15 protein-coding genes are annotated in these 25652 nt (G+C 68.0%); 9 read left to right on the top strand and 6 right to left on the bottom strand.

What is annotated here, in order from left to right:
• Positions 1-496 precede the first annotated feature (496 nt).
• The 5 genes from WKI94_RS00625 to WKI94_RS00605 all read right to left on the bottom strand — a co-directional run bounded on the left by WKI94_RS00625 (position 497) and on the right by WKI94_RS00605 (position 15119).
• Complete coding sequence (locus tag WKI94_RS00625) at positions 497-3049, bottom strand: hypothetical protein (protein WP_337843842.1); 2553 nt, start codon at positions 3047-3049, stop codon at positions 497-499.
• Between the two features lie 953 nt (positions 3050-4002).
• Positions 4003-9294 (bottom strand): DUF11 domain-containing protein, encoded by a 5292-nt coding sequence (locus tag WKI94_RS00620; RefSeq protein ID WP_337843841.1) that lies wholly within the window; start codon positions 9292-9294, stop codon positions 4003-4005.
• A complete protein-coding gene (locus tag WKI94_RS00615; RefSeq protein ID WP_337843840.1) occupies positions 9291-11915 on the bottom strand; it encodes a hypothetical protein in 2625 nt (874 codons plus the stop codon). Before WKI94_RS00615 ends, WKI94_RS00620 begins: the two co-directional genes overlap by 4 nt.
• 3 nt (positions 11916-11918) lie before the next feature.
• A complete protein-coding gene (locus tag WKI94_RS00610; RefSeq protein ID WP_337843839.1) occupies positions 11919-14621 on the bottom strand; it encodes a hypothetical protein in 2703 nt (900 codons plus the stop codon).
• A 15-nt stretch (positions 14622-14636) separates the two neighbouring features.
• Positions 14637-15119, bottom strand: coding sequence for a hypothetical protein (locus tag WKI94_RS00605; protein ID WP_337843838.1), 483 nt, complete (start codon positions 15117-15119; stop codon positions 14637-14639).
• 124 nt (positions 15120-15243) lie between these two features.
• Between WKI94_RS00605 and WKI94_RS00600 the strand changes: the two genes are divergently transcribed.
• From WKI94_RS00600 to metG, 7 genes are all read left to right on the top strand, one after another.
• The gene (locus tag WKI94_RS00600) at positions 15244-16719 is read left to right on the top strand and encodes an ABC transporter ATP-binding protein (RefSeq protein WP_337843837.1); all 1476 of its coding nucleotides are present in this window, start codon (positions 15244-15246) and stop codon (positions 16717-16719) included.
• Positions 16716-17765, top strand: coding sequence for an ABC transporter permease (locus tag WKI94_RS00595; RefSeq protein WP_337843836.1), 1050 nt, complete (start codon positions 16716-16718; stop codon positions 17763-17765). Before WKI94_RS00600 ends, WKI94_RS00595 begins: the two co-directional genes overlap by 4 nt.
• Positions 17765-18598 carry an ABC transporter permease gene (locus WKI94_RS00590; protein ID WP_337843835.1) on the top strand — a complete coding sequence of 278 codons (834 nt, stop codon included), beginning with the start codon at positions 17765-17767 and terminating at the stop codon, positions 18596-18598. The genes WKI94_RS00595 and WKI94_RS00590 overlap by 1 nt, the downstream gene beginning before the upstream one ends.
• Positions 18599-18601: 3 nt before the next feature.
• Positions 18602-19741, top strand: a complete 1140-nt coding sequence (locus WKI94_RS00585) for a BMP family ABC transporter substrate-binding protein (RefSeq protein WP_337843834.1) — start codon at positions 18602-18604, stop codon at positions 19739-19741.
• 64 nt (positions 19742-19805) lie between these two features.
• Positions 19806-20273: a thioredoxin-dependent thiol peroxidase gene (gene bcp / locus WKI94_RS00580; protein WP_337843833.1), complete on the top strand. Its 468-nt coding sequence runs from the start codon at positions 19806-19808 to the stop codon at positions 20271-20273.
• Positions 20273-20956, top strand: a complete 684-nt coding sequence (rpiA, locus tag WKI94_RS00575; RefSeq protein WP_337843832.1) for a ribose-5-phosphate isomerase RpiA — start codon at positions 20273-20275, stop codon at positions 20954-20956. The genes bcp and rpiA overlap by 1 nt, the downstream gene beginning before the upstream one ends.
• Before the next feature lie 97 nt (positions 20957-21053).
• Positions 21054-22919: a methionine--tRNA ligase gene (gene metG / locus WKI94_RS00570; protein WP_337843831.1), complete on the top strand. Its 1866-nt coding sequence runs from the start codon at positions 21054-21056 to the stop codon at positions 22917-22919.
• 59 nt (positions 22920-22978) lie between these two features.
• Here metG and WKI94_RS00565 read toward each other — a convergent pair whose 3' ends face one another.
• The gene (locus WKI94_RS00565) at positions 22979-24301 is read right to left on the bottom strand and encodes a S41 family peptidase (protein WP_337843830.1); all 1323 of its coding nucleotides are present in this window, start codon (positions 24299-24301) and stop codon (positions 22979-22981) included.
• A 62-nt stretch (positions 24302-24363) separates the two neighbouring features.
• On the opposite strand from WKI94_RS00565, the gene ftsE reads away from it, so the two are divergent.
• Together ftsE and raiA are read left to right on the top strand one after the other, a co-directional pair.
• The gene (ftsE, locus tag WKI94_RS00560) at positions 24364-25092 is read left to right on the top strand and encodes a cell division ATP-binding protein FtsE (protein WP_337843829.1); all 729 of its coding nucleotides are present in this window, start codon (positions 24364-24366) and stop codon (positions 25090-25092) included.
• Positions 25089-25649: a ribosome-associated translation inhibitor RaiA gene (gene raiA, locus WKI94_RS00555; protein ID WP_337843828.1), complete on the top strand. Its 561-nt coding sequence runs from the start codon at positions 25089-25091 to the stop codon at positions 25647-25649. The genes ftsE and raiA overlap by 4 nt, the downstream gene beginning before the upstream one ends.
• The last annotated feature ends 3 nt before the right edge of the window (positions 25650-25652 follow it).

The following is a 25652-nucleotide window of genomic DNA, read 5'->3' as shown; positions in this document are numbered from 1 at the left end:
CGGAGCTACCTCTTGCGGCCCCTAAGTGGGTTGCTACGGGCGGGGTTTACCACCTCGCCCTCCTCCAACTGGCTCAGGCGCGAAAGAAAGAGCGTCTATGCGTCTGGTGTGGTGGGGGCATTTTGGGCCGGGGGGACAAGCGCTACTGCTCCAACGCATGCCGTCAGGCGGCCTATAGGGCCAAGAAAAAGGTGGGGACTATCTGAGCTTGCCTGATGAAGGCGCACCTCGAGGCTCCTCGGCCTCCTCAATGTTTCCTAGAACGACTCTACGGCCAGCCGGTTTATCAGCCGGTCTATCACCCCGGAAATGGCCGGCTATCGGAGTAAATTCCAGGAAGTGCTATTGGAGAAAACCGCGTCTGGAAGGGGAAAAACGGAAGATGACGGGGGTTCTGGGCTTGCCTCACACGCGAGAGGTCGTAGGTTCAAGTCCTACGCCGCCCACCAAAGACCCCGGGCCCTAGGGCCCGGGGGTTTTTCTTAGGCCAAGCCCTCTACCGCACCTGCACCCGGTAGCAGAGGCTTCCGCTTTCCCCGGGGTTCAGGGAGCCCACCTGGAGGTAGACCACCCCCGCGGCCACGTGCCCGGCGTCGCTGTCCTGGGCGGCGGTGAGGTCCTGGACCGTGCTCCCCTGGGTCCAGCGGAGGTCTCTACCCCCGTAGGCCCCAAGGACCAGGTCGGTGAAGAAGGGGATGGGATCGGCCAAGGCCACGTTCGTCACGGGGGCGGTGCCCAGGTTCTGGTAGGCGATGCAGTACTCCAGGACCTCGCCGGGCCTGGCCTGGGCGCTCCTGCCGAAGGGCCCCCCTTGGGTGAGGTTGCGCACCTCCTTGCTGAGGCGCACCTCGCCCCCCGTCACGGTGAGGAGGTCGGTGAGGGTGAGGGGTTCCACCACGCCGCTACCCGCCCAGGCTAGGCTCCCCTGGAGGAGGGCCACATCCGTGCGCCCAGGGGGCTCCCCAGGAGGGACAAGGGCTTGGACCTCGAGGGGGCAGGCCTTGAGGCCGCCGTCCGCTTCCCTGGGCCAGGCGGCGCTCACGCTGAGGGCAATGGGAAAGGCCGAGAACCCCTCCCCGGGGTCGTCAAAATCCCCATCGCAGTTCAGGTCCGCCCGCACCCGGTAGGTGTAGATTCCGCCGGCCAGGCTCAAGGTGAAGCCCCCCAGGGTGCCCGGGCGGAAGGTATGGGCGAGGGTGTAGACTCCGGGGCTGGTGGCCTGGCCGGACTGGGGGGGTCTGAGGAGGCTAGGCCGCACCACCCCGAAGTTCCGCGCCAAGGCGGGGGGAAGGCTTGAGGCCGGCCCCAGGTCCACCACCGCGCCGGGGGAGGTGGGCGCGGTGGCGTCCGCCCAGCTCCCCACCGGCGTGGCCGCGCTCCCATCGTTCCAGCCTGTGGCAGGACGGAGGGGGTGGGAGAGGGTCACCCGGCCCCAGCCGTAGGGGATCCAGAGGAGGTAGCTTCCGTTTCCATCGGTGAGGGCGGTGCGGAACTGGCTTCCATCGGTGGCGGTGACCGCGATCCCAGCTATGCCCCGCTCACCCCCATCCCTAAGGGCGTTGTTCGCTGCGCCCCCACCCTCCCCGTCGTCGTAGAAGACGGTGCCCACCAGGCGGGTGCCGTGGAAGAGGCCGAAGTCCAGGCCCGGCAGGTCGCCGTTTACGGTCACGCTGAGGAGCCCGCCCCCGGGGTTGATGAAGTGCCAGCCGGGAGGGGGGGTGGGGGTGGTGTCGGTGGTGCTTCCGTTGTCGTCCAGGACCAGGGTGTAGTTTCCGGGCGGGACGGGGAAGAAGCTGAACCCTCCACTTCCTGGGCCCACGGCTTGCACCGCCACCGCCGTGCTCCCCTGGACGAGCTTTACATAGACCGTAACCCCATCGGCCCAGTCCTCCCCGTTTTTTGCCCCGTTGGGCTCCCGGTCGTGGTAGACGGAACCGGAAAGGGTGTAGCCCGGGCTTACGCTGGTGGAGGCGCTGGCGGTGTTGTCGCTGGGGTTCAGCTCCGTTACCCCAGCAGGGGTGGAGGCGGTTGCGGTGTTGGTGAGGGTCTGCCCGGCGGCGCTGGGGCTTACGGTGCCCGAGATGCTGAGGGTGGCGGCGCTTCCTGCGGGAAGGTCCAGGGTGAGGCCAATGGCGTTTCCGGTGCCGGAAGGGGTGCTGCAGCTTGCCCCGCTGTTTCCCGTGCAGGTCCAGCTCACGCCGCCGATGCCGCTAGGTACGTTGTCCGTGAACGGGGCGCTCGTCACCGGGGAAGGCCCTAGGTTCTCCACGGTGACCGTGTAGCTTATGGGGCCCCCTGGCAGGGCGGTGGCGGGCCCCACTTTGCTAACCCTTAGGTCGGCCGCGGGCTGGACGGCAACGCTTGCGCTGGAGGAGGCGGTTTGGCTGAAGGCCGTGCCTAAGGTTTGGCTGTTGTAGGTCACCTGGGCGGTGTTGGTGAGGGTTTGCCCGGCAGCGGAAGGGAGGACCCTCACCCGGAACCTCACTGTGGCCCCCTGGGTGGGAAGGATGAGCCCCCCTTGGCTGGCGTTGGCTCCCGTGCCCAGGCGGAAGACCACCCGGTTGTTGGTGCTGTCGTACTCGGCGATATCGTCCCCTGGGGCATCGGTGAAGGCGCCGGTGGGGGCTGAGGGGGCGTTTTGCACCACCTGGAGGCTTCCTGGCTCGTACTGGGTGCTGGGGGGGATGGGGTCCACCACCACCACGTTGGTGGCCCCGTCCCCGCCAGTGTTGGTGAAGCTTATGGTGTACTCCAGGATATCCCCCACCTCCAGGTTCCCCCCGTTTAGGTCCTGCTGGGTTTTGGTGAAGGTGGTGGTGAGGTCGGGGAGGTAGACGTTGATGGCGAAGGTGAGCACCTGGGGGTAATATCCGTCTCCATTGGTGGAGAAGCGCAAATAGGCCTGTTGATCTCCGTTTTGCAAGACGGTGCTGTTTTCCAATACCCCAAGGTCAAAGCCCAAAAGGTTGGTGTAGTTCGGGGTACGTCCTGTGAGAATACTGCCAAGCTGCGTGGCCCGGGAGTTGAAGAAGTTGTTTGCTGGCCGCACGCTTCCGTCCGCGAGATTGTTAAAGAGAAGGCCATCTCGGCTCATGGCTAAGCTGTCCCCTGTGGTGGCTGCATCATCTTCTTCTTCCTGTTCTTCTTCCTGTTCTTCTTCCTGTTCTTCTTCCTGTTCCTGGGCGTCCGCGAGATTGTTAAAGAGAAGGCAATCTCGGCTCATGGCTAAGCTGTCCCCTGTGGTGGCTGCATCACCTTCCTGGGTAACGAAGCCAATGCGAGCGTTGACTGGGCCTGTGCTCGGGGTTAAAAAGCCGGACACGGAGATGGTGGTGGGTGGAGCGTTGCAAGCCTGGTTGAGGTATCCGTCAAAAACGCTTAGGTTGCGAAGCGGCTCACTGGGATTCTGGAAAACCACCACCAGGCTCCATCCGGCGAAGGTGCCGCCGTTAACGGTTCCCCTGGAAGCTTGCACGTTAGCCACCCAGTACGGGCCTGCTCCGTGAGTCTGGACAAAGCTTGTGACATCAGCGAAAGCGCTGTAGGGGTTTTCGGGGTGGGTGATGCCGGTGTCTATTTGGGTTGCAGAAACCGGAACGTAGCTTTCGCTCCCAAAACGGAGCTGTACCTGACCGATCGCACTGGAGTTTGGGGGGGGCACGCTTCCGTCAAGGGAGCCGCCCCAGTAGAGGCCTGCCCAGAGTACGGTGCTCCCAAGGGGAAGGTTGAGGGTGGCGGCGCTGGAGTTGAACGTGCCAGATACCCCATCAAAGTCAACGAAAGCCATTTGGTAGCGATTGTTGTTTTTACTGCCATTGGGGTTGCAGGATGGAGGCTGGCTTGGGGTAATCGTAGTAAACGCGTTGTTGCTACATGCCTCCAGGGTGTTGCCGATGATGAGGATATCCCCCTGGACCGTGTTGGAATAGCGGAGGGCGAAGGGGCGGACTATCTGGCCTTGAGCTGTTAGGAACAGGAGAAGCACAAGGGCCAAGAGGCGCTTCATCGGCTACCTCCGAAGACATCCAGCCTCAGGTAGGGCCCCGGACGGCGGAAGCCGGTCTCGCCGAAGGTGTACCCCAGGCTGAGCCAAAAGCCCTCCAGGGCCCGCCAGGTGCCCTCCACGCTGAAGGCGCCCGCCCCCTCCCCAAGCCGGGGGAGGAGGCCATAGTAGAGGTTGGCCCCCACCCCGAAGGCGCTAAAGAGGTAGGTGCCCCCAAGGCCCACCTCCAGGGCCAAGCCCTCGGGGTCCTGGAAGGGGTAGCGGTAGAGAAGGCTTGGGCGCAGGCTGAACTCCTTGCCGTGGAGGTTGGCCAGGGTCTGGCCTTCCAGGGTGCTCTCCTTGTAGAGGTGGTGGGTGAGGAGGGTGAAGCCTTCGGCCCAGAGGGCGTAGGAGACGCTGAAACCGAGCTTAGGCGTGGGGAGGGCCTCCAGGGTGAGGTCCAGGGCCAAGGCCTGGTCCTCGGCAGGGGCTCCCGCGGCCCCAGCCCGGAAGAGGAGGCGGCCCGTGGCCCACTCCCCGGCCAGGGTGGCCACGAACGCCTCCGTGCGGTAGCGCAGGCCAAGGCCCAGGGCGCTTTGCCCTTCCGCCGTGTCCAGCTTGTAGGCCAGGCCTGCGGTAACGTTCAGGCTCCAGCGCTCATCCAGGGGGAGGGGGGCTTCCAGGCCCAACCGGGCCCGGTTCCCTTCCCCACTCGCCGTGGGGAGCTCGTAGGAAAGGGCCAGGTTGGCGCCCCCCAGGGCGCTTTTGAGCCCCACGCTGCCCCCCACCTCCCCTTCCCGGTAGCGCAGGCCCCCTTCCAGGAAGAGGTTTTGGGCCAGGCCGAAGCGCCCGGAAAGCTCTCCTTCGCCGGGGGTGTAGTAGGAGAGGGCCAGGCGGTTTTCCCCTTCCTGGTAGGCCAGGCGGGCGAGGAGGAAGGTGCTCTTCAGGCCCCAGTCGTACCCCGCACCAGCCCCCACCCGGAAGGGGCCCCCGAGCTTGGCCTCGGCCGCCAGGGCGGTCTTGGGGCCGCTTTGTTCCAGGGCCAGGGCCCAGGGGCCAAGATCGTAGGCCAGGCGCGCCCGGCCCTCGGGCGGGCTGCCATAGGCGTAGCGCAGGTCGCCTTGGGCCTCGAGGGCGCCTTCCCGGTAGGCCAGGGTGAGACCGAAGGTGGGGGGTTTGCCCTCCTCTTGCCGGTAGGTGAGGAGGGCCCGGCTCCCCCCGGCCTCGTACCCCACCTCGCCCCCAAACTGAAAGCCCTCGTAGTAGGCGATCCCCAGGCGTGCCCGGAAGGCCCCTTCCCGGTAGCCCACGGAAAGGCCATAGGCTAGGGCCTCCCTGGGGGCGCTTTCGGGGGTGTAGACCGCGAGGAGCCGCACGGGAGCGAAGTCGGGGGTGAGGGGGAGGAGGGGCCTGGCCAGGTGGATGTACCCTGTGGTGCGGTCCAGGACGTAGTCCCGCCCCTCCTGGAGGAGGGCCTCCCGGCCCCCCTCCCGGAGGTAGAGGGCCAGGCTCCCCGCCTTGGGGATGAAGCGCAGGCGGTAGCTGGAGCCCCCATCGGGGGTGATCTCCTCCTCCACCCGCCCGAGGGGGAGGAGGCCCAAGAAGGCCTCGGCCTCCACCGGCCCCAGGGCCCTAAGCCTCAAGGCGGTGGCCTCGGGGAGGGTGGGCCCTAGGGGGGCCCGTTCGTAGGAGAGGGCCAGGCCCGCTTCCGTGTAGCGGAAGGCCACGGGGTCGTCGGAGGTGAGGGGGCGGGTGGCCTCGGTGCCGCTGCCGGTAAGGGGGAGGAAGCTCCCCTCTGGGGTGCGGGCCAGGTCTCCTGTGGTGTCCAAGGCCCCCTGGAAGGAGCCCCGGAGGAGGGGACCCTCCCCGTAGGCCCGGCCCAGGCCCTGGAGGTAAAGCCCCCCTTGGACCGCGTCGTACCCCAGGGTGAGGCTCGCCTGGGCCAGCCAGAGGGTGCTGGTGGGGCCTTGGGGCTCGGAGCGGAAGGACCCCTCCAGGTTGCCCAAGCGGTAGCGGAGGGTGACCGGCCGGGGCGCGGGGAGGGGCTTGAGGAGGACCTCGGCCACCCCGTCCTTGAGGAGGACCTGGTAGCCGGGCTCCAGGGGGCTTGCGTCCGCGGCGATGGGCTCGGGGTCGGCCTCGAGGGTGAGGAAGCCGAAGCCTGAGGGGAGGCCCAGGGCGTCCACCGCCTTCAGCCGAAGCTCCAGGGGGGTGCGCCCATCCGCCACGAATCGCGTGGGTTCGGCCACCACCCTCACTGGGGCTCCCGGCCGGAAGACCTCCACCTGGTCGTAGGCCGAGGGGGTGATGACCTCCAGGACGTTTTTGCCCTCCGCCAGGGGAAGGCCGTAGTAGGCCAGGCGCTGCACCCCGGCCTTCTCGTCGTACTGGGCTTCACCAAGGAGCTCCTTGGGCACGGGTTTGCCGTTTAGGAGGACCTCCAGGGGGCCCATGGGGGCTTGGACGGAAAGCCTCGCCCGCTCCCCCAGGATGGCCCCATCCTTGGGCTCGCGGATGAGGCCCGGGCGCTCCCCTTCCAGGGGCTTGCCCCGCTCGTAGTCCTTAAGGGTGACCTGCCCTTTGAGGGGGATCTCCCGGTCCAGGGCCACCAGGGTGAGGTGGGGCTCGGAAAGGGGGGAGAGGGCGGTCTGGTGGCGCACCTGGTAGGTCACCTCCCCCTCGGCCTTGCCCCCAGGGAAGGGGAGGCGCCAGGCCAGGCGGCCATCGGGGAGGAGGTGGGGGTCTTCCAGGGGGAGGCCCTGGAGCCGGGCGGAGCCCGGAACGTAGGCGCTCCCCTCAGGGGGCTTGTGGGCCAGGAGGAGGCTTCCTGCGGGGCCTTCCACCCCGTAGCGGAGGCTTAGGGTGGAGATGCGCTCTGGGACTAAGAGGGGAAGGCTTTCCACCAGGGCTTCCTGGGGGAAGGCGGCCATGGCTTCCCCCACCTGGGCCTGGAGGGTGTTGCGGTAGCGGCCGGGCGCCGGAGCGCGGAAGGGGACTTCTCCCGTCCACACTTCTCCAGGGCCTAGCCTTAGGATCCTCTCCTCCAGGAGGAGGCCCAGGGCGGGGTCGGGCACCTCCCGGAGCTTCACCTCCACCTGGTGGTCCGTGGGGTTTTCCACCCGGAGGAGAAAGCGCCCCTCGCCCCCTTCCAGGATTCGGGCGGGCTCGGCCACCTTGCTGAGCCTGAGGAGCTTGCGGGCGATGGGGGTTTCCGCTTGGCGCCTGCCGGCGTTCCCGGCAAGCTCCGCCTGGCAGACCCCTTCCGTCTCGGGGCCGAACTCCACCTTAAGGCGGTAGGTGTGGACCCGCTCTTCCCCGGGGGCCAGCACCCCTTCAAAGCGGGGCTCCGAAAGGGGGGTGAAGCCGTCTGGGCATCTGTCGGAAAGCTGGTAGCGCAAGGGGGCTTCCCCGGGGTTTCTCACCCGGAGGCGCACCTCCGCCACCTCCCCCGGCAGGTAGGCCCGGTGGGGGGTTTCCCGGGCGAGGAGGGCCTCCGGCCGGAGAACCCGCACGCTGGCCTCGGCCCTGAGCTCCCCCAGCTCCGCCCGGTTCACCAGGACCCCTTGGGCCCCTTCGGGCACGGGGAACTCCAGGGTGTGGCTCCGACCCTCCCTGGGCCCCAGGGCCACCTCTATCCGCTCCTCCCGGTCCAGGAAGCGGTCCAGGAGGGTGGCCCGGGCGGGCTCGTCCCCCTGGTTGACCACGGTGACCTGGAAGCGGGCCACGCCCCCGGCGGGCACCTCGGGGGTGAGGGCCTCTTTTTTGAGGGTGAGGGTGGCGGGGAGGAAGACCCGGACCTCTCCGGTGCGGTCCAGGCCGTACGGGGCCAGGGTGCCCCGGACCTGGAAGCTCCCTCCAGCCTCGGTTCGGAAGGGGACCTCTAGGGCCAAGGCCCGCCCGCCTCCCAGGGGGCCGGAGACGCGGGTGGGGCCCAGGGGAGTGAGCCCGGGGGGAAGCTCCAGGGCCAGCTCGGCTGGGAGGAGGCCGGGGTAAAGGGTGGTGGCCTGGAGGGCCACCTTGCCCTCCTCTCCACGCCGCACGGTTTGGCTCGGGGGGGTGAGGGTGAGGTCCACCTGGGGGCGGAAGCGGAGCTGGAGGCGGCGGACCTCCCCCGGCCCGAGTTCCGCCGTTTGGGGCAGGGGGTCTAAGGGGAGGAGCCCTGGGGCCTCCCAGGAGAGGGGGTGGCGGCCGGGGGGAAGGTCCAGGCGGAGGCTGCCCTCCAGGGGCTGGCCGTTTAGCCGCAGGCGGGCGGGAAGGGTGCGCTCTGGGAGGAGGAGGAGGGCCTCCACCTCCAGGGTGGCCGTGGGGGGCTCCACCACGAAGCGCACCCGGCCCCCGGGGCAGCCCACCTCCGCGCTCCGCCCCTCTGGGCTGATCCGCACCGCTCCTTCCCCCTCCGCCCGGAGGAGGCGGTAGCCTGGGGGGAGGTCGGGGACGAACCGACGCCCTTCCCGGCGGATAGGGAGGGAAAGGGGGGTGCCCGCGGGGTCTACCGCTAGGGCTTCCGCCTCTTCGGGGGGGATGGCCCTTAGGCGGTCCGGGAGGACCTCGAGGCAGGCTTCTGCCCGGAAGGCGATGGTGTTGGAGTACTGTTCGGCCGTGGCCGGCTGGCGGAAGAGGAAGCGCACCAGCCCAGCCTGGCGCAAGGCGTAGGGGGCCCAGGCCAGGTCGCCGGAGACGGGGCGGGTTTCCTCAAAACCAGGGTAGACCACCCTGGACTCCAGCTCCTCGGGGCCGTCCTCGTCGTAGAAGTGGACGGTGAAGGGGTTTGGAGCCTCCAGGCGCAGGAGCTCCACCCACGGCCCTTCCCCTTGCGAAGGCTGGCGGAGGGTGGGCCCGCCGGTGCGCACGTCCAGGAGTTGGGGGATCTCGTCCAGGACCAGCCTGGCCCCCGAGATGCGGTAAACGAAGGCGTTTTTCCCCAGGCCCCGGATGCGGGCTAGGAGGAGATGGGGCTCCTGGGGAAGGGGCCCTTCCCAGAGGGTCACCCAGCGGTGGGGCTCCACCCCAAAGCGGGCCTCCCTCAGGACCTCCCCCCGCCTTTCCAGGTGGAAGGTGGCCTCCACCTCGCCTTGCCCTCCATCGTAGCGCTCGTCCCCCAGCTCCTCCTGCCCCCTTAGGGCGCTCCGGTAATCCGTGGGGTCAAAGCCGGGGGAGTAGACCTCCACCTTCACGCTTTTCCCCTGGGGCAGGAGCCAGACCTCGAGGCTCCTCACGGACCAGCCCAGCTCGGGGCCCGGAACCGTGGCCTTGATGAGGGTCTGGCCCAGGGCCAGGGTGACCAAGGCCAGTAAGGCCAAGGCCCGCCTCATGGGTACCTCCAGCGCACCTCGGGGTCGGTGAACGTGCCCCGGTAGGGAAGGGTGAGCTCCCGTTCGCCTTCCAAAACCTCCACGCTAAAGACCTCCTCGCCGTCCCTGAGGGAAAACTCGGGCAGGGGGGCTTGGGCTCGCAAGAGGAGGTGGACCCAGGTTTCCCCTCCTGCCCGCACCAGGCGCTTCTTTAGGTAAAGGGGCCCAAAGCGGAGCTCGGTGCTCCGTTCCACGGTGACCGTGCCCTTGGGGGCCTTGAGGGGAAAGTCCACCTGGGTGAGGCCAAAGACCTGGACCCCCCGGCGGTACCCCTCCCCTAGGGCTTCGGGATGGGGAAGGGGCGGGAAGGGGGCGGAGAGGGGGTCCAGCATCACCTGGTAGGGGCCGGGCCGGAGGTCCCGGAAGGCGTAGCGCCCGCCCCCGTCCGTGAGGACCTGCCAGCCCTTGGCCAGGAGGAGGCGGGCCCCTTTCAGGGGGAGGTCCTGCCCGGGGGTGTAGCGCCCGTCCTCGTCCAGGTCCAGGTAGACCCGGCCCACCAGGAGGGCCTTTTCCTCCGGGGGGTTTGAGGTGCGGGCCAGGGCCTGTACCTGAGCGCTGGCCACCGCGGCCCCCTGGGCGGAGAGGCCAAAGGCCTGGGCCACGTTCCGAAGGGTTTCGCCCCCGGGTTGCACCAGGCGCATCCGGTAGACCAGGCAGAGGCGGCCCTTCCCGGGCAGGCTAAGCCCCTCAAACACCAGGGCGCCCCCTTCCACCCTGGGCTCCTGGGCCACCCCTTCCCCCTGGCAGTCCGGTTTCACGCGGGCGGAGCCCGGGAGGTAGCGGAGGGCGGGGTCGGGAGTGTCCAGCAGGCGCACGGTGAGGGGAGCCGAGGAGGGATTGGTCACCTCGAGGCGGTACTCCAGCACCTCCCCCAGGCGGACCACCTCCGGGGCCACGCTCTTCTTCAGGAGGAGGTGGGTGGCAAAGACCGGGTGCTCCACGGGGTTGGAGGGGATGGGGTTCGGGGTGGGCCCGCTCCTTAAGGTGAAGCGGTTTTGCAGGAGGGTGTCGTCGGGGACCTCCTTCACCCGTACCCGCACCGTGAGGGCGGTTTCCCCCAAGGGGAGTGGGTCCAGGAGGAAGCGGACGGTGCGGGTGTTGGGGTCATAGGTGCCGCCTGGGGCCTCCAGGAACTCCACCCCGGCCGGCAAGGGGTCTTCTATGGTGGCTTGGGGGAGGGGAGCGTAGGCGTTTTGGATGCGGAGGGTGTAGGTGATCACGTTCCCTGGCCGTACCGTGGACCCCGAGGGGGGGTCGGCCTCCTTGACCAGGGCCAGGGCCCCCTGGGGCACCACCTCCAGGAGGTCCCGGGTGCGGTTTAGGGTGCCGCTTTCCAGGCTCAGGGCCCTTAGCTCCAGGCTGAAGGTCCCCGCCTCCTGGGGGAGGAGGCAGGCCTCAAAGCCCAGGCTTTCCCCTGGCCCCAAGGGGATGGGCTCCTGCAGGGGGAGGCCGTTTTGCCTCAGGGTGAGGCCCACCCCTGGGGGCAGGCCCGTGGCCTCCATGCGGTAGCGGTCCTCCGCCGTGCCTTCGTTGAGGAGGGTGTGGGGGAAGCAGTAGGGTTGCCCCTGGAGGGTGCGTGCCCTTTGCTCGTCGTCTGCGCTTCCTTCCCCACCCGGCAAGGCCTTGGGGTTCCCCCCGGGGCCCAGGTGATGGCGGTAGAGGGGAAGGATCTCCAGGGTAGCCTGCCCCTCCGCCCGGGCCCCCCCGCCCGTGGCCACAGCCCGGTTGGTGCGCACCCCAGGAGGGGCGCCCTCCAGGGCCCGGACCCGGAAGGCCAGCCTGGCGCTGCCGCCAGGGGGGAGGTCCAACCTTAGGGCTAACCCTAAGACGGTGGGGGGCTCTGTGAGGCGCCAGGTGGCTCCATCGTAGTATTCCAGGGTGCCCTGGGTGGACGAGGCGGAGCCGGGGATGTAGGCCAGGCCCGGGAGGTCCAGGAGGTCCTCCACCCTCACCGGGACCGCCGCGGGGCTTAGGTTCCTGACTTCCAGGGTAAAGGTGGCCTCCTCGCCGGGGAGGACCCGGCCCGGGGCCACGGTTTTGAGGAGGGAGAGGGCGGCTTGGGCCACCTCCACCGCCGCCCAGTTCTCCCCGTCCTCACCCCCCCCGGGGCAGGTGGCCACGGGGGAGACGAGGGTCGTCCCCGAGGCCCCAGGGGGTGCCTGGACCTCGAGGACCAGGTCCACCCCTTCCCCGGGGGCGAGGGTTAGGGAGGCCGCTTCGCCTTCCCCGGGGTCGGGGAGACCGTTGCCGTTCCTATCCAGTAGGAGCCGCATGGCTGGGGTGAAATCCCCCGACAGGGCCACGCTCAGGGTGAAGGTAAAGGGGGCGTTTCCGGCGTTTTGCAAGCGGTAGGGCAGGTAGGCGAAGCCCCCCGGGAGGACCGTGGCCCGCTGGCCGGGTGTGGCTTGGGTGCCGTCTGGGGAGAGGAGGGGCATGCACAGGGCCTGGACCACGGTCTCCACGGGGTTGGAAAGGTAGACCCCGCCCCCCACCCACCCCTGGGCCTGGTTGCGGATGACCGTTCCCGCAGGGGTCATGGCCAGCACCAGGCCTAGGAGGGGGAGGAGGGCAAAGGCGCGCATGGCTTACTGCACCTGCACCTTAAGGGTGACGGTGATCTTGGCCGCAGGCGGCATCACGTCGTTGTTGTCGATGGTGCTGTCCCCGTTGGTGTCCACGCCCACGTACACGGACTGGCCGGCGCCCACGCTGGAAGGCGCCGTGGTGCTCCAGGTGGTGCCGTCCGTGGAGTAGAGGACGGTGAAGGTGCCGCTAAAGCCCGTGGCCGTGGCGGAGACGTCGAGGAAGGTGGTGTAGGCGGGGACGGGGTCGGAGACCTTGACATTGGTCAGGTTCCCGGTGCCGATGTTCTCGGCCACGATGGAGTACTGTATGACGTCCCCGGGGTAGGCCCGGCTGCCGTCCGTGGAGCGCACGGTGGAGGAGGTGCCCACGTAGCTCACCGCGCTCTTGGTGAGCCTGAGCTCCCCGCCCACGATGGTGGTGGTCTCCGTGGCGGTGTCCGTGGCCTCGTAGGTGTTGTCGGGTGTGCCGGTGGTGACGTCGCACTGGGCCGTGAGGGTGTTCACGTCCACCGTGCCGATGGCCTGGCCCGCCGGCACCAGGACCCGCACGTAGATGGTCTGGGTGCCGCCGTTGGGGGCGGCGTAGACGTCCGCCAGGGCCCCGTACCAGGTGCTGCCGTCCGTGGAGAGCTGGTAGGTCCAGCCGTGGCTTCCGCCGCTGGCCGAGATGTCGCAGTGGGCGGGGGCGTTGGAGTTGTTGTGGAGGGTGTGGGTGTACTGGATGGTCCCGGGGCTGGTCACGGTGCCGTTGCGGTCGGGGTCCAGGAGCACCTGGGCCAGGGTGTTCACGTTCACCTGGGTGGTGACGGTGTCGGAAACCGTGCCCAGGGTGGCGCTGGTGGCGGTGAAGCTCACGGGGTTGCTCCCAGGCGCAGCCCCCGCGGGCACGCTCACCGCGGCGATGTAGCACTTGGTGGCCCCGGGGTTGATGGGCCCGGTGTTGCTCAAGGGCGCGGGGGTGGGGGCGTCCATGGCCCCGTCGCAGTCCGCGTCGGGGTAGAAGAGGACGCTCCAGCCGCTGGGGAGGCTTGCGGTGAGGTTGTAGCTATCCGTGTTGGCCCCGGCGTTGTAGATGTCCAAGGGGAAGTAGACCGTCTGGCCAGGGTTGGCGCTTTGGGCCGCGGGGTTGTCGTTGGCGGCGTTGCCATCCCCCGCGTAGCCGTGGGCCGCCAGGTCCACCGCGTAGCCCAGGGCCACGCTCTGCACGGTGTCCGTGGTGGTGTCGCTCTTAGCGGTGTCCCCCACGCTGGTGGCGGTCACCGTGAGATTCACGGGGCCCCCGGTGTCGCTTGCGGGGATCTGGCACTTGAGGGCGAAGTCGTAGCTAGCCCCCGCCGCCACCGGGCCCACGGGGCCAGAGATGGGCGTGGTGAGGTCGTCGGCCACAAGCTGGCAAGCCCAGCCCGAGGGGGCGCCGCTATAGGCCAGGGTGAAGCTGTCTGGGGCGTTCCCGGTGTTCTTCAGGGTGTGGCGGAAGATGACCGCGGTGCCGCTATTGGCGCTGGCGATGGTCTGGCTATCCCCGGAGCGGGTCACGGTGTAGCCGCCCACGGAGTAGGTGCCCGTGGCACCCCCCTCGGGGTAACCGTAGGGCCCCACGGCCACGTTGTAGCTGGTGGCTACGGTATTGGTGGTGGTGTTGGAGGAGACCGTCTCCCCGGGGTCGTCGCTATATCCGTCCCCGTTGGCGTCAAAGCGCACCGTGGCGGTGTTGGCATAGGTGGTGCTGGCTGGGGCGCTGGTGGGCACCGCGGCCTGGAAGCTGAAGGTGTACCCCGCCCCTTGGGGGAAGAAGGCCCCGCTTCCCTCAATGAACATCCCTATGGCCACGGTGCCGTTCCCCGTGAGGGGGAGGTTGGACGGGGAGAGGGTCTGCCAGGTGGTGCCGTTCGGGGTGTAGACAAAGCTCACCGTCCCTGCCCCCGCGGTGCCCGTGGGCATGGCGCTCACGGTAAGCCCGGTGGGGATGGTGTCGGAGATGAGGATGCCCGTGCCCAGACTAGAGATGCTCACCCCGTAGGCTGCGCTTCCACCCACGTTGGCCCCCGAGATGGTAAAGGTGATGGTGCCACCCGGGGCCACGCTGGTGGGGGTGGCGGACTTGGTGGCGGTGAGGGCGGCCGCCGTGGTGGTCACCGCGCGGGCCCAGTTATCCGTGTCGGTGACGCTGGGGTTTCCCTGGCTGGTGCCTGTAAGGTTCAGGTTGCCGTACTGGCCACCGGTGGCCGTGGTGGGGAGGGTGGCCACCACCACCACGCAGGCCTGCTGGCCCATGCCCAGGGTGACAGAGGCCACCTGGGGCTCCCCCGCGTCCACGGTGCCGTTGCAGTTGCTGTCCCGATAGATGAGGACGTTTAGCAGGTCAAAGTCGTCCGAGGTGCCCTGGGCCGTGGCCAGGTTGATGGTGTCCGTGCCGTTACCGGTGTTCTCCACCCGGTAGTTGAAGAGCACCTGGCCCCCGGGCAGGGCGGACTTGGTTTGGCCGGGGCTTGCTTCGCTGCCGTTTGGGGTGATGGTGAAGCTGAAGACCTGCTGGACCACCGTGACCACCTGGTTGGAGGTGGTGGTCCGGGGCTGGCCAGCGGAGTCAATGTAGCTGGCCGAAGCTTGGTTGGTGATGCTGGTGCCTGCGGGGGTCATGGCCAGGGCCACCCCCAGCAGGAGGGCCATAAGGCCCAGACCTAAAAACGTTAGTCTTTTCATCCGTACCTCCTTCTGCTAGCGGACCTTGGTCCTGACCAGGACCTCCACCTGTTCGCCGGGCTTGAGCTCGGGTATCAGGTAGCGTACATGGGTGTACTCTTCGGGCCTAACTTCTACCTCCTTTTCCACCTCCTTTCCCCCTTCCACCACCCGGACCCGCTTTTTCAGGGGGGGGAAGCCGAAGGTCTTGCCCCCGTCAAAGCTGAACTCCGGGCGGATTTGGACTCCCTTGAAAAGGAGAACCGGCGCCTCGAGGAACACCGTTTCCTTCGGGATGGGGATGACCAGGGCCACCTGGCGCAGGGGGTCTTTCCCCTTGTTCTCCGCCAGGAGGCGCCAGGCCACCACATCCCCAGGGGCTACCTCCAGGGCCTCCACCAAGACCTCCTTGCCCTCCTTCACCTGGACCTTAAACCCTTTGAGGTCCAGCCCCAGCTGGGCCAAGGCCGTGGTAAAGAGGAAGGCGAGGAGGACCCAAAGCCGGCCTAGGTTTCTCATTCGACCACCCCCTAGAATGGAGTATAGCGGAGAGGGTGTTAAAACTTTGTGAAAGCAGGGGGTCATCCCCCTAGGGCGCCGGCCTTCCCTAAGGGCTGTGATATCCTTCGGACGATTGGGGCTTATGCTGAGGCTGGAAGGCATCACCAAGCGCTTTGGGCCGGTCCTGGCCTGCCAGGGGGTGGACCTCGAGGTGGGGCGGGGCGAGGTCCTGGCTCTCCTTGGGGAAAACGGGGCGGGGAAGACCACCCTGGTGAGCCTCCTCTACGGTCTCTACGCCCCGGATTCGGGGCGGATCCTCTTGGAAGGCCGGGAGGTTCGGATCCCCTCCCCCCAGGCGGCCCAGCGCCTGGGGATCGCCCTGGTGCCCCAGCACCCCGAGCTCATTGAGGCCCACACCGTGGCGGAGAACTTAGCCCTGGGCCTTTCCCTCCCCCCCTTTTTCACCCAAGAAGCCCTCCTCCACCGCCTCCAGGGCCACCTGGAACGGAGCGCCTTGGGTCTGGACCCTGGTTTCCTCCGCCTCCCCGTGGCCGCCCTTTCCGCGGGGGAGAAACAGCGCCTGGAGATCCTAAGGGCCCTCCTTTCCCACCCCAAGGTCCTCATCCTGGACGAGCCCACCAGCGTCCTCACCCCTAAGGAGGCGGAGAGCCTTTTCGGGGAGATCCGGCGGCTTAAGGGGGAGGGCCTAGCGGTCATCTTCATCAGCCACAAGCTGGACGAGGTGCTGGAGGTAGCGGACCGCATCGCCGTGCTCCGGGCCGGGCGCAAGGTGGGGGAGCTTTCCCGGCAGGAGGCCACCAAGGAGGAGCTGGTCCGCCTCATGGTGGGGCGGCGCCTTTCGCCCCTGCCCCGGGCCCTTCCCCCCGGAGAGGAGGTGGTCTTGGAGGTGGAGGGCCTCCACGTGCCCAGGCGGGGCTTCCCCTTGCAAGGGGTTTCCTTCGCCTTGTGGGCGGGGGAGATCCTGGGGGTGGCGGGGGTGGCGGGAAGCGGCCAGAGCGAGCTGGTGGAGGCCCTGGCGGGGCTTAGGCCCTACGGGGGAGAGGTGCGCCTTTTGGGTAAGCCCCTACCCAAAGACCCCGCCCGGGCCTTTGCCCTGGGGGTGGCCCACATCCCCGAGGAGCGGGCCATGGGTCTGGCCCCAGCCCTGCCCGTGGCGGAGAACCTGGCCCTGCGCACCCAAAGGCGCCTTGCCCGAAGGGGGGTTTTGCCCCGGAAGGTGCTGGAGGAGCGGGCGAGGGGCCTCATGGCCCGCTTCCGCATCCAGGCTCCCTCCCCTTGGGCCCCCGTGCGCTTCCTCTCGGGGGGAAACGCCCAGAAGGTCATCCTAGCCCGGGAGCTTTCCGAAGGCCCTAGGCTCCTCCTCGCCATGCACCCCACCTACGGGGTGGACGTGGGGGCCCAGGAGGAAGTCCACCGCCTCCTCCTGGACCTTGCGGCCGCGGGCACGGCCATCCTTTTGGTGAGCGAAGACCTGGACGAGATCCTGGCCCTGAGCCACCGGGTGGCCGCCCTCCATCGGGGGCGGCTTGTGGGGCCCATCCCCCGGGAGGAGGCCACCCTCGAGCGCCTGGGCCGGATGATGGCGGAGGGACAATGAGGCTGGAGCTGGACCCAAGCCCCACCCCGGCCAAGATGGCCTTGAGCTATGGGGCGTTTCTCCTCCTGACCTTTCTCCTTTTGGCCCTTCTCTTTGCCCTCTATGGAGTTTCCCCCCTTAGGGCCTACGGCCTCGTCTTTTCCGTGGTCCTGGACCCCTTGGGCCTTTTTGAGGTCCTAAGGCGCGCCGTTCCCCTCCTCCTCATCGGGGCGGGGCTTTCCTTGGCCTTCCGGGTGGGGTTTTTCAACATCGGGGCCGAGGGGCAGCTCCTCTTAGGGGCGGTGGGGGCGGCCTACGCCGCGCTCTTCCTCCCCACGGGCCCCTGGACCCTCCCCCTCATGTTCCTCCTGGGCGGGGGGTTTGCGGCCCTTTGGGCCCTCCCTGCTGCCTGGCTTCGCGTGCGCTTTGGCGCCAGCGAGATCCTTACCACCCTCATGCAGAACTACCTGGCCTACTACCTGGTGGTCTACCTGGTGGCGGGGCCCTGGAAGGGGGAGCGGGTCTTTGGCTTCCTCTACACCGACACCTTCCCAGAGGCCGCCTGGCTTCCCCGCCTGGGGGAAAGCCTCGTTCCCTGGCCCACCCTACTCCTTGGGGTGCTGGCTGCCCTTTTCCTCCACTTTCTCCTCTTCCGCACCCCCCTGGGCCTGGAGTGGCGGGTCCTGGGGGATAACCCCAAGGCCGCCCGGTACCTGGGCTTAAGGGAGGGGGGGCTTCTCCTCCGGGTGGCCCTCCTCTCCGGTCTCCTTGCGGGGGTGGCCGGGGTGGGGGAGGTGGCGGGGATCCACCACAAGCTTCTGGAGCCTGCCCAGATCTCCTTAGGCTACGGCTTCACCGCCATCCTGGTGGCCTGGCTGGCCCGGGGGGGGCCTCTTTTCACCCTCCTCACCGCGCCCCTTATGGGGGTGGTGTTGGCGGGGGGGGATCTCCTTAAGCTAGAGCTTTCCATGCCCTTTAGGGGGGTGGACGTCTTCGCCGGCCTCATGCTCCTCGCCCTCATCGGGGCCGAGGCCTTGGCCCGCCACCGCGTGGTCTGGAGGCGCTGATGGAAGAGGCCCTTTTGCGCGCGGTCCTCTTCGGCACCCCCATCCTCCTTGCCACCCTGGGGGCTTTGCTTTCGGAGCGGAGCGGGGTGGTGCAGCTTGGGGTGGAGGGGATGATGGCCCTTTCCGCCCTGGCGGCCTTTGCCGTGGCCCTGGCCCTGGGGCCCGTCCCTGGGGTTTTCCTAGGGGTTTTGGTGGGGGCTTCCCTGGGCCTTTTCCACGGGATCTTTACCGTGACCCTAAGGGCCAACCAGTTTGTGGCGGGGCTTGCCCTTTCTGCCCTGGGCCTTGGGGCCTCGGGGCTTTTGGGGAAGCGCTACGAGGGGCTTCCCCTCCCTGTCCCCTTGCCCGAGGGGGGGTTTGCCCTTTTGGGCTTTCTCTTCGCCCTTCTCCTGCACGCCTTTCTCTTCTATACCCGCATGGGGCTTTACCTGAGGAGCGTGGGGGAGAACCCCAAGGCGGCGGATCTCTTCGGGGTGAGCGTGGACGGGGTGCGCTACCTGGCCTTGGGGGTAGGGGGCGGGCTTATCGGCCTTGGGGGGGCCTACCTCTCCCTGGCCTACCGCCCCGCCTGGACCGACGGCATGACCGGGGGGCTGGGTTGGGTGGCGGTGGCCCTGGTCATCCTGGCCGCCTGGCGGCCCTTAAGGGCCCTTTTCGGGGCCTACTTCTTCGGCCTCCTCTTCTTTCTCCAGTTCCGGCTCCAAGGCAGTGTACCTATACCGAGCGAGGCCTTTGCCGCCATGCCCTACCTTCTGGTTATCCTGGTCCTGGCCCTTTCGGGCCGTGCCCGGGCTCCGAGGGCCCTGGGCATGCCCTTTGAACGGGGGAGGTGAGGGATGAGACGGTGGATCTTCCTTCTGGTTCTGGCCCTGGGGCTTGCCCTGGGGCAGGAGGCGAAGCTCAAGGCCTGCTTCATCTACGTGGGGCCCATCGGGGATGCGGGCTGGACCTACGCCCACGACATCGGGCGCAAGAAGGCCGAGGCCGCACTGCCTTGGCTTGAGACCAAGTACGTGGAGGGCGTTCCCGAGGCCCAGGTGGTGCCGGTGATTGACCGGCTGGTGCGGGAGGGGTGCCGGGTGGTCTTCGCCACCAGCTTCGGGTACATGGACGGGGTTCTGGAAGCGGCCAGGAAGTACCCCGAGGTCATCTTCGCCCACGCCACCGGCATCAAGCGGGCCCCCAACGTGGCCACCTACATGGCGGACTTCTACCAGGTCTACTACTTGAATGGCCTTGCCGCCGGGGCCCTCACCAAGACGGGCAAGGTGGGGTACGTGGCCGCCTTCCCCATCCCCGAGGTGAAGCGGCACATCAACGCCTTCGCCCTGGGGGTGCGGGCGGTGAACCCGAAGGCCCAAGTCCTGGTGCGCTGGATCAACGCCTGGTACGACCCCGCCAAGGCCCGGGAGGCCACGGAGGCCCTCCTCTCCCAGGGGGCGGATGTCTTCGCCTTCACCGAGGACACCCCCACGGTGATCCAGACCGCAGCCCGCAAGGGGGCCTACAGCTTCGGCCACTACACCCCCATGCTGAAGTTCGCTCCCGACCACGTGGTTTCGGGCCAGATCGTCCACTGGGATGCGATTTACATAGATTTCCTCAAGAAGGTACGGGAAGGGGTCTACACCCCTAAGAACCTGGAAAAGGTGGACTACTTCTGGCTTCTTCAGCACAAGGCGGTGGAGATGGGGGCGAACTACGGCGTGCCCATCAACCCCAAGCACGTGCCCCTCTTGAAGGCGGCCTCCATGACCGTGGGGGGGAAGAAGGTGGCGGTTTACGACCGCATCCTGGGCCTCCTCAAGGACATGTCTTCTCCTAAGCCCACCTTTGACCCCTTCACCGGGCCCATCCGGGATCGCAAGGGGGTGGTGCGCATCCCCGCGGGGCGGAAGGCCACCTTGGAGGAGCTCCTCACCCTGGAGTGGGCGGCCCCCGGGGTGGTGGGGGACTGGCCGGGGGAGCCCAAGTAGGCAAAATCGGCGCGTTTTGGGGCCCCGCCGTGGTGGACGCCGCGGTGGGGTTTATAATGCCCCCATGGAAGTCGGCGACCTCGCGCCCGAGTTCGCCCTCCCCGACCAGGAGGGCAAGGTGCACCGCCTTTCGGACTACCGGGGGCGGTGGGTGGTCCTCTACTTCTACCCCAAGGACGACACCCCAGGCTGCACCAAGGAGGCCTGCGGCTTCCGGGACGAGAAGGGGCGTCTCGAGGAGCTCGGGGCGGTGGTGCTTGGGGTGTCCGCGGACGATACAGAAAGCCACAGGCGCTTCGCGGAGAAGTACCGCCTGAACTTCCCCCTCCTTTCCGACCCCAACCGGGAGGCCATTTTGGCCTATGGGGCCTGGGGGAAGAAGAACATGTACGGGAAGGAGTACGAGGGGGTGCTTCGGCAGACCTTCCTCATAGACCCCGAGGGGCGCATCGCCAGGGTCTGGCGGAAGGTCTCCCCCGAGGGGCATGCGGAGGAGGTGGCGGAGGCCCTTCTCGCCTTAAAGGGGGCGTGATGGAGAAGCCCATGGAGGCCTACAAAAAGGAGGCGGCCCACGCCGCGGTGGCCTTCGTGCAGGACGGGATGGTGGTGGGCCTGGGGACGGGCTCCACCGCCCGCTACGCCGTCCTCGAGCTCGCCCGCAGGCTGAGGGAAGGGGAGCTTAGGGACGTGAAGGGGGTCCCCACCTCCGAGGCCACCCGGGACCTGGCCCTTAGGGAGGGGATCCCCCTCGTGGACCTCCCCCCGGAAGGGGTGGACCTGGCCATCGACGGGGCAGACGAGATCGCCCCCGGCCTCCTCCTCATCAAGGGGCTAGGGGGAGCCCTTCTGCGCGAGAAGATCGTGGAGGCCACCGCCCGGGAGTTCATCGTCATCGCCGACCACACCAAGAAGGTGTCCGTGCTGGGGCGGGGGCCGGTGCCGGTGGAGATCATCCCCTTTGGCCACCGGGCCACGCTCAAGGCCATCGCGGCCCTAGGCGGGGAGCCGGAGCTCCGCATGGAGGGGGACGAGTTCTACTTCACCGATGGCGGCCACCTCATCGCCGACTGCCGCTTCGGCCCCATCGGAGACCCCTTTGGCCTCCACAAGGCCCTCTTGGAGATCCCCGGGGTGGTGGAGACGGGGCTTTTCCTGGGCCTCGCCACCCGGGCCCTGGTGGCGGGGCCCTGGGGGGTGGAGGAGCTCCTCCCCTAAGGGTGTAGAATGTCCCCCATGAAGGGCATGCCCCGGCTTTAGGGCGGGGAGGCTTCCCCGCCCGGGGCGCATGCCCCGGTTTTTTTCCGGAGGAGGGATGGAAAAGGTTTTTTACGTCACCACGCCCATCTACTACGTGAACGCCGAGCCCCACCTGGGCCACGCCTACACCACGGTGGTGGCGGACTTCCTGGCCCGCTGGCACCGGCTGGACGGTTACCGGACCTACTTCCTCACCGGCACGGACGAGCACGGGGAGACCGTGTACCGGGCCGCCTTGGCCGCGGGGCAGGACCCCAAGGCCTTCGTGGACCGGGTGTCCGAGCGCTTTCGGCGGGCCTGGGAGCTCTTAGGCATTGCCTACGACGATTTCATCCGCACCACGGAGGGGAGGCACAAAAGGGTGGTCCAGGCCGTCCTGGAAAAGGTCTACCAGGCGGGGGACATCTACTACGGGGAGTACGAGGGGCTTTACTGCGTCTCCTGCGAGCGCTTCTACACGGAAAAGGAGCTTTCCGAGGGGCTTTGCCCCATCCACGGCCGCCCGGTGGAGCGCCGCAAGGAGGGGAACTACTTCTTCCGCATGGAGAAGTACCGCCCCTGGCTCCTCCAGTACCTGAAGGACCACCCGGACCTCATCCGCCCCGAGGGCTACCGCAACGAGGTCCTGGCCATGCTCTCCGAGCCCATCGGGGACCTCTCCATCTCCCGTCCAAAGGCGCGGGTCCCCTGGGGCATCCCCCTGCCCTGGGACGAGGGGCACGTGACCTACGTCTGGTTTGACGCCCTCCTCAACTACGTTTCCGCCCTGGACTACCCCGAGGGGGAGAGGTTCCAGACCCTCTGGCCCCACGCCTGGCACCTCATCGGCAAGGACATCCTGAAGCCCCACGCGGTCTTCTGGCCCACCATGCTGAAGGCCGCGGGGATTCCCGTCTACCGCCACCTGAACGTGGGGGGGTACCTCCTGGGCCCCGACGGGCGCAAGATGTCCAAGACCCTGGGGAACGTGGTGGACCCCTTCCTCTTGGCGGAGCGCTACGGGCGGGACGCGGTGCGCTACTACCTCCTCCGGGAGATCCCCTACGGGCAGGACGCGGCCGTGGGGGAGGAGGCCTTGAGGGTGCGCTACGAGGCCGATCTGGCGGACAACCTGGGGAACCTGGTGCAGCGCCTTAGGGCCATGCTCTTCCGCTTTGCGGGGGGGAGGGTCCCTGAGCCCGTGGCCGGGGAGGAGCTGGAGGCCGGCACCGCCCTCCTACCGCGCCTCCGCCCCCTGGTGCGGGAGCTCCGCTTCCACATGGCCCTCGAGGCGGTGATGGACTACGTCAAGGCACTAAACCGTTACCTCAACGAGAAGCGCCCCTGGGAGCTAAAGAAGGAGGACCCCGAAGGGGCCCGGGCGGTGCTCTACCGGGTGGTGGAGGGCCTGAGGATCGCTTCGGTCCTCCTCACCCCCGCCATGCCCGACAAGATGGCCGAGCTCAGGCGGGCCCTTGGCCTCCCCGAGCCGGGGGGCCTCGAGGAGGCCGGCCGCTGGGGCCTCGCTGCCCCCCTCCCCCTGCCCGAGGAGGCCCCCATCCTCTTCCCCAAGGAGGAGAAACCCCTAAAGGCTAGCCCCAAGGAGGAAAAGGCTTTGGAGCAAATCTCCCTAGAGGACTTCGCCAAGGTGGAGCTCCGGGTGGCGGAGGTGGTGGCCGCGGAGCGCCACCCCAACGCGGACCGCCTCCTGGTTCTCCGGCTCTCCTTAGGAGGGGAGGAAAGGACTGTGGTCTCGGGCATCGCCCAGTGGTACCGCCCCGAGGACCTGGTGGGGAAGCGGGTGGTCCTGGTGGCCAACCTCAGGCCCACAAGGCTTAGGGGGGTGGAAAGCCAAGGGATGATCCTGGCGGCCCAGGAGGGGGAGAAGCTGGTCCTGGTCACGGTGGACGGGGATATCCCACCTGGGGCGGTGGTGCGGTAAGGACCCCCCGCCCTAGCTAGGGCGGGGGCGCAAGGAGGGAGGGGTAGGGCCCCTCCCTCCTACCTTCCCTGCAGCTCCTCCAGGGCCCGCTTCAGGATGGCGTCCCCCTCGAGGTCCAAGACCGCCTGCCCCCGGTCCTCGGGGAGGGGGCGCTGGCGCTGGGGCTCGGCGTAGGTGAACTTGCCCTCGGCATCGGCCTTCACCTTCAGCGTCTTGCCGTTTAGGGTCAAGCTGATCTCGGCCCCAGGGGGTGCCCCCGCGCCTTGGAGGGAGAAGGGGGTGGGGAAGCGGGTGTCCTTCACCTCGATGTCCGGCTTCAGGCCCTCCTTGTTGATGGCCCGGCGCTTGGGGGTGAGCCACTCAAAGGTCACCAGGGTGAGCTCCCCGCCGTTGGCCAGGGTGAAGGGGGTCTGGCCCACGCCCTTGCCGAAGGTCTTCTCCCCGATGAGCTTGGCCCGACCGTAGTCCTGGAGAGCCCCGGCCACGATCTCGCTGGCGGAGGCGGAGTTCCCGTTCACCAGCACCACCATGGGCCCGTCCCAAAGGGGCCGCCCCGAGGCCTCGCACCAGACCCGGGTGAGGTTCTTGGTGCGGGTGTAGACGATGGGGCCCTCCTTCAGGAAGGCGCTCGCCACCGCGCAGCCCTGGTCCAGGAGGCCGCCCCCATTGTCCCTCAGGTCAAAGATGAGCTTCTTCACCCCTTGGGCCTTGAGCTCGTCCAAGGCCTTCTTAAGCTGGTCCTCCACCTTGAAGTTGGCAAAGGTCTCCAAGGCCACGTAGCCCACATCCCCGATCCGCCCGGTGGACACGGCGATGATCTCCACCCGCTCCCGGATGAGCTCAAAGACCAAGGGGGCGGGCACCCCTTCCCGCCTTATCTTCAGGATGACCTTGGTCCCCTCCCGGCCGCGGATTTTGGCCACCACCTCCTGCAGGGGGAGCTTGGTCACGTCCTGGCCGTCCACCTCCAGGATGACGTCCCCGGCCCGAATCCCAGCCCTTTGGGCGGGGAGGCCCTTCATGACCCCCTCCACCTTGGCCCCGGTGCCGTCGGGGTTGGCGGGGGAGAGGGTGGCCCCGATGCCGAAGAACTCGCCCCTAAGGTCCTCCTGGCGGAGGCTTGCCCGCTCAGGCGGGGAGTAGCTGGTGAAGGGGTCTTCCAAAGCCTGGATCATGCCCCCGATGGCCCCTTCCAGGACCTTGTTGAGCTTTTCCTTGGGCAGGGGTTCTAGGTAGTCCTGCTGGATGCGCTGGTAGACCTCCAGAAGGGCCTGGCCGTTGGGGTTTTGCAAGAGGGTTTCCGCCTGGGGTCTCGGAAGCTGGGCGTAGACCAAGGCCAGGAGGACCCCCAGGCCGACGAGAAACCACGCGCGTCTTTTCATCTTCGCACTCACCTAGGTCCCACTATAGCGTGCCCGGGTGAGAAGGAAAGTAGGATGGGGGCATGATCGCCTTCCACCGGGTTACCCTGGAATACCCCAGGACCGGGACCAAGGCCCTTTACAACGTGAGCCTCGAGGTCAAGAAGGGCGAGTTCGTCTACATCGTGGGGCATTCCGGGGCGGGAAAGTCCACCCTCCTAAGCCTCATCCTGCGCCGCCTCCTTCCCACCCAGGGCGCGGTCTACTTCGCCGGGCAGAACCTTAAAGCCCTTAAAGGGGACGGGGTGTCCCTCCACCGCCGCCGCATCGGCATGGTCTTCCAGGACCACCGCCTCCTCAAGGACATGACCGTGGAGGAGAACCTGGCCTTCGTCCTCCAGGTCCAGGGGGTGCCCCGGCGGGAGTGGGAGGGGCGGATCTACACCGCGCTTCGCCGGGTGGGCCTTGCCCACAAGAAGCGGGCCTTCCCCGAGGAGCTTTCCGTAGGGGAGGCCCAGCGGGTGGCCATTGCCCGGGCCCTGCTCCTGGACCCCCCCGTCATCCTGGCGGACGAGCCCACGGGCAACCTGGACTCGGAAAACGCCCTTTCCGTCTTGGAGATCCTCAAGGCGGCCCACGCCCGGGGGGCCACGGTCCTCCTCGCCACCCACAGCCGGGAGCTCTTGGAAGCCTACCCCGCGCGGGTGGTGGTGCTGAAGGCCGGGCAGGTGGTCCGGGACGAGCGTCCCGGGGAGGGTGATAGGATAAGGGTAAGGGAAAGCCCTCTTGGGGGCGGAAAGGAGGAGGGATGAACGTCTACAAACTCATCGGCCGCAACCTGGAGATCACCGACGCCATCCGGGACTACGTGGAGAAGAAGCTTGCCCGCCTGGACCGCTACCAAAACGGCGAGCTCATGGCCAAGGTGGTGCTTTCCCTGGCCTCTAGCCCCCACGTGGAGCGGAAGGCCAAGGCCGAGGTCCAGGTGGACCTCCCTGGGGGGCTTGTGCGGGTGGAGGAGGAGGACCAGGACCTCTATGCGGCCATAGACCGCATGGTGGACCGTCTGGAAACCCAGCTCAAGCGCTTCAAGGAGCGCCGCTATATGGGCAAGCGCCACTCTTACCAGGGCCCTCCCCCCGAGGAGGTGCGGGCCCTCGAGGCCCTGCGCAAGCCCGAGGAGGAGGAAGGCCCTAGGATCGTCCGGGTCAAGCGCTTTGAGATGAAGCCCATGGACCCCGAGGAGGCGGCCTTCCAAATGGAAGCCCTGGGGCACGACTTCTTCGTCTTCCGCAACCGGGACACGGAGGAGATCAACGTCATCTACCGGCGCAAGGACGGGAACTACGGGCTCATTGAGCCCGCGTGAGAA

Origin of the sequence: Thermus sp. (assembly GCF_037444525.1) — a bacterium.
In the GTDB taxonomy this organism is placed as follows: domain Bacteria; phylum Deinococcota; class Deinococci; order Deinococcales; family Thermaceae; genus Thermus.
This window is presented reverse-complemented; position numbering and strand designations above follow the sequence as displayed.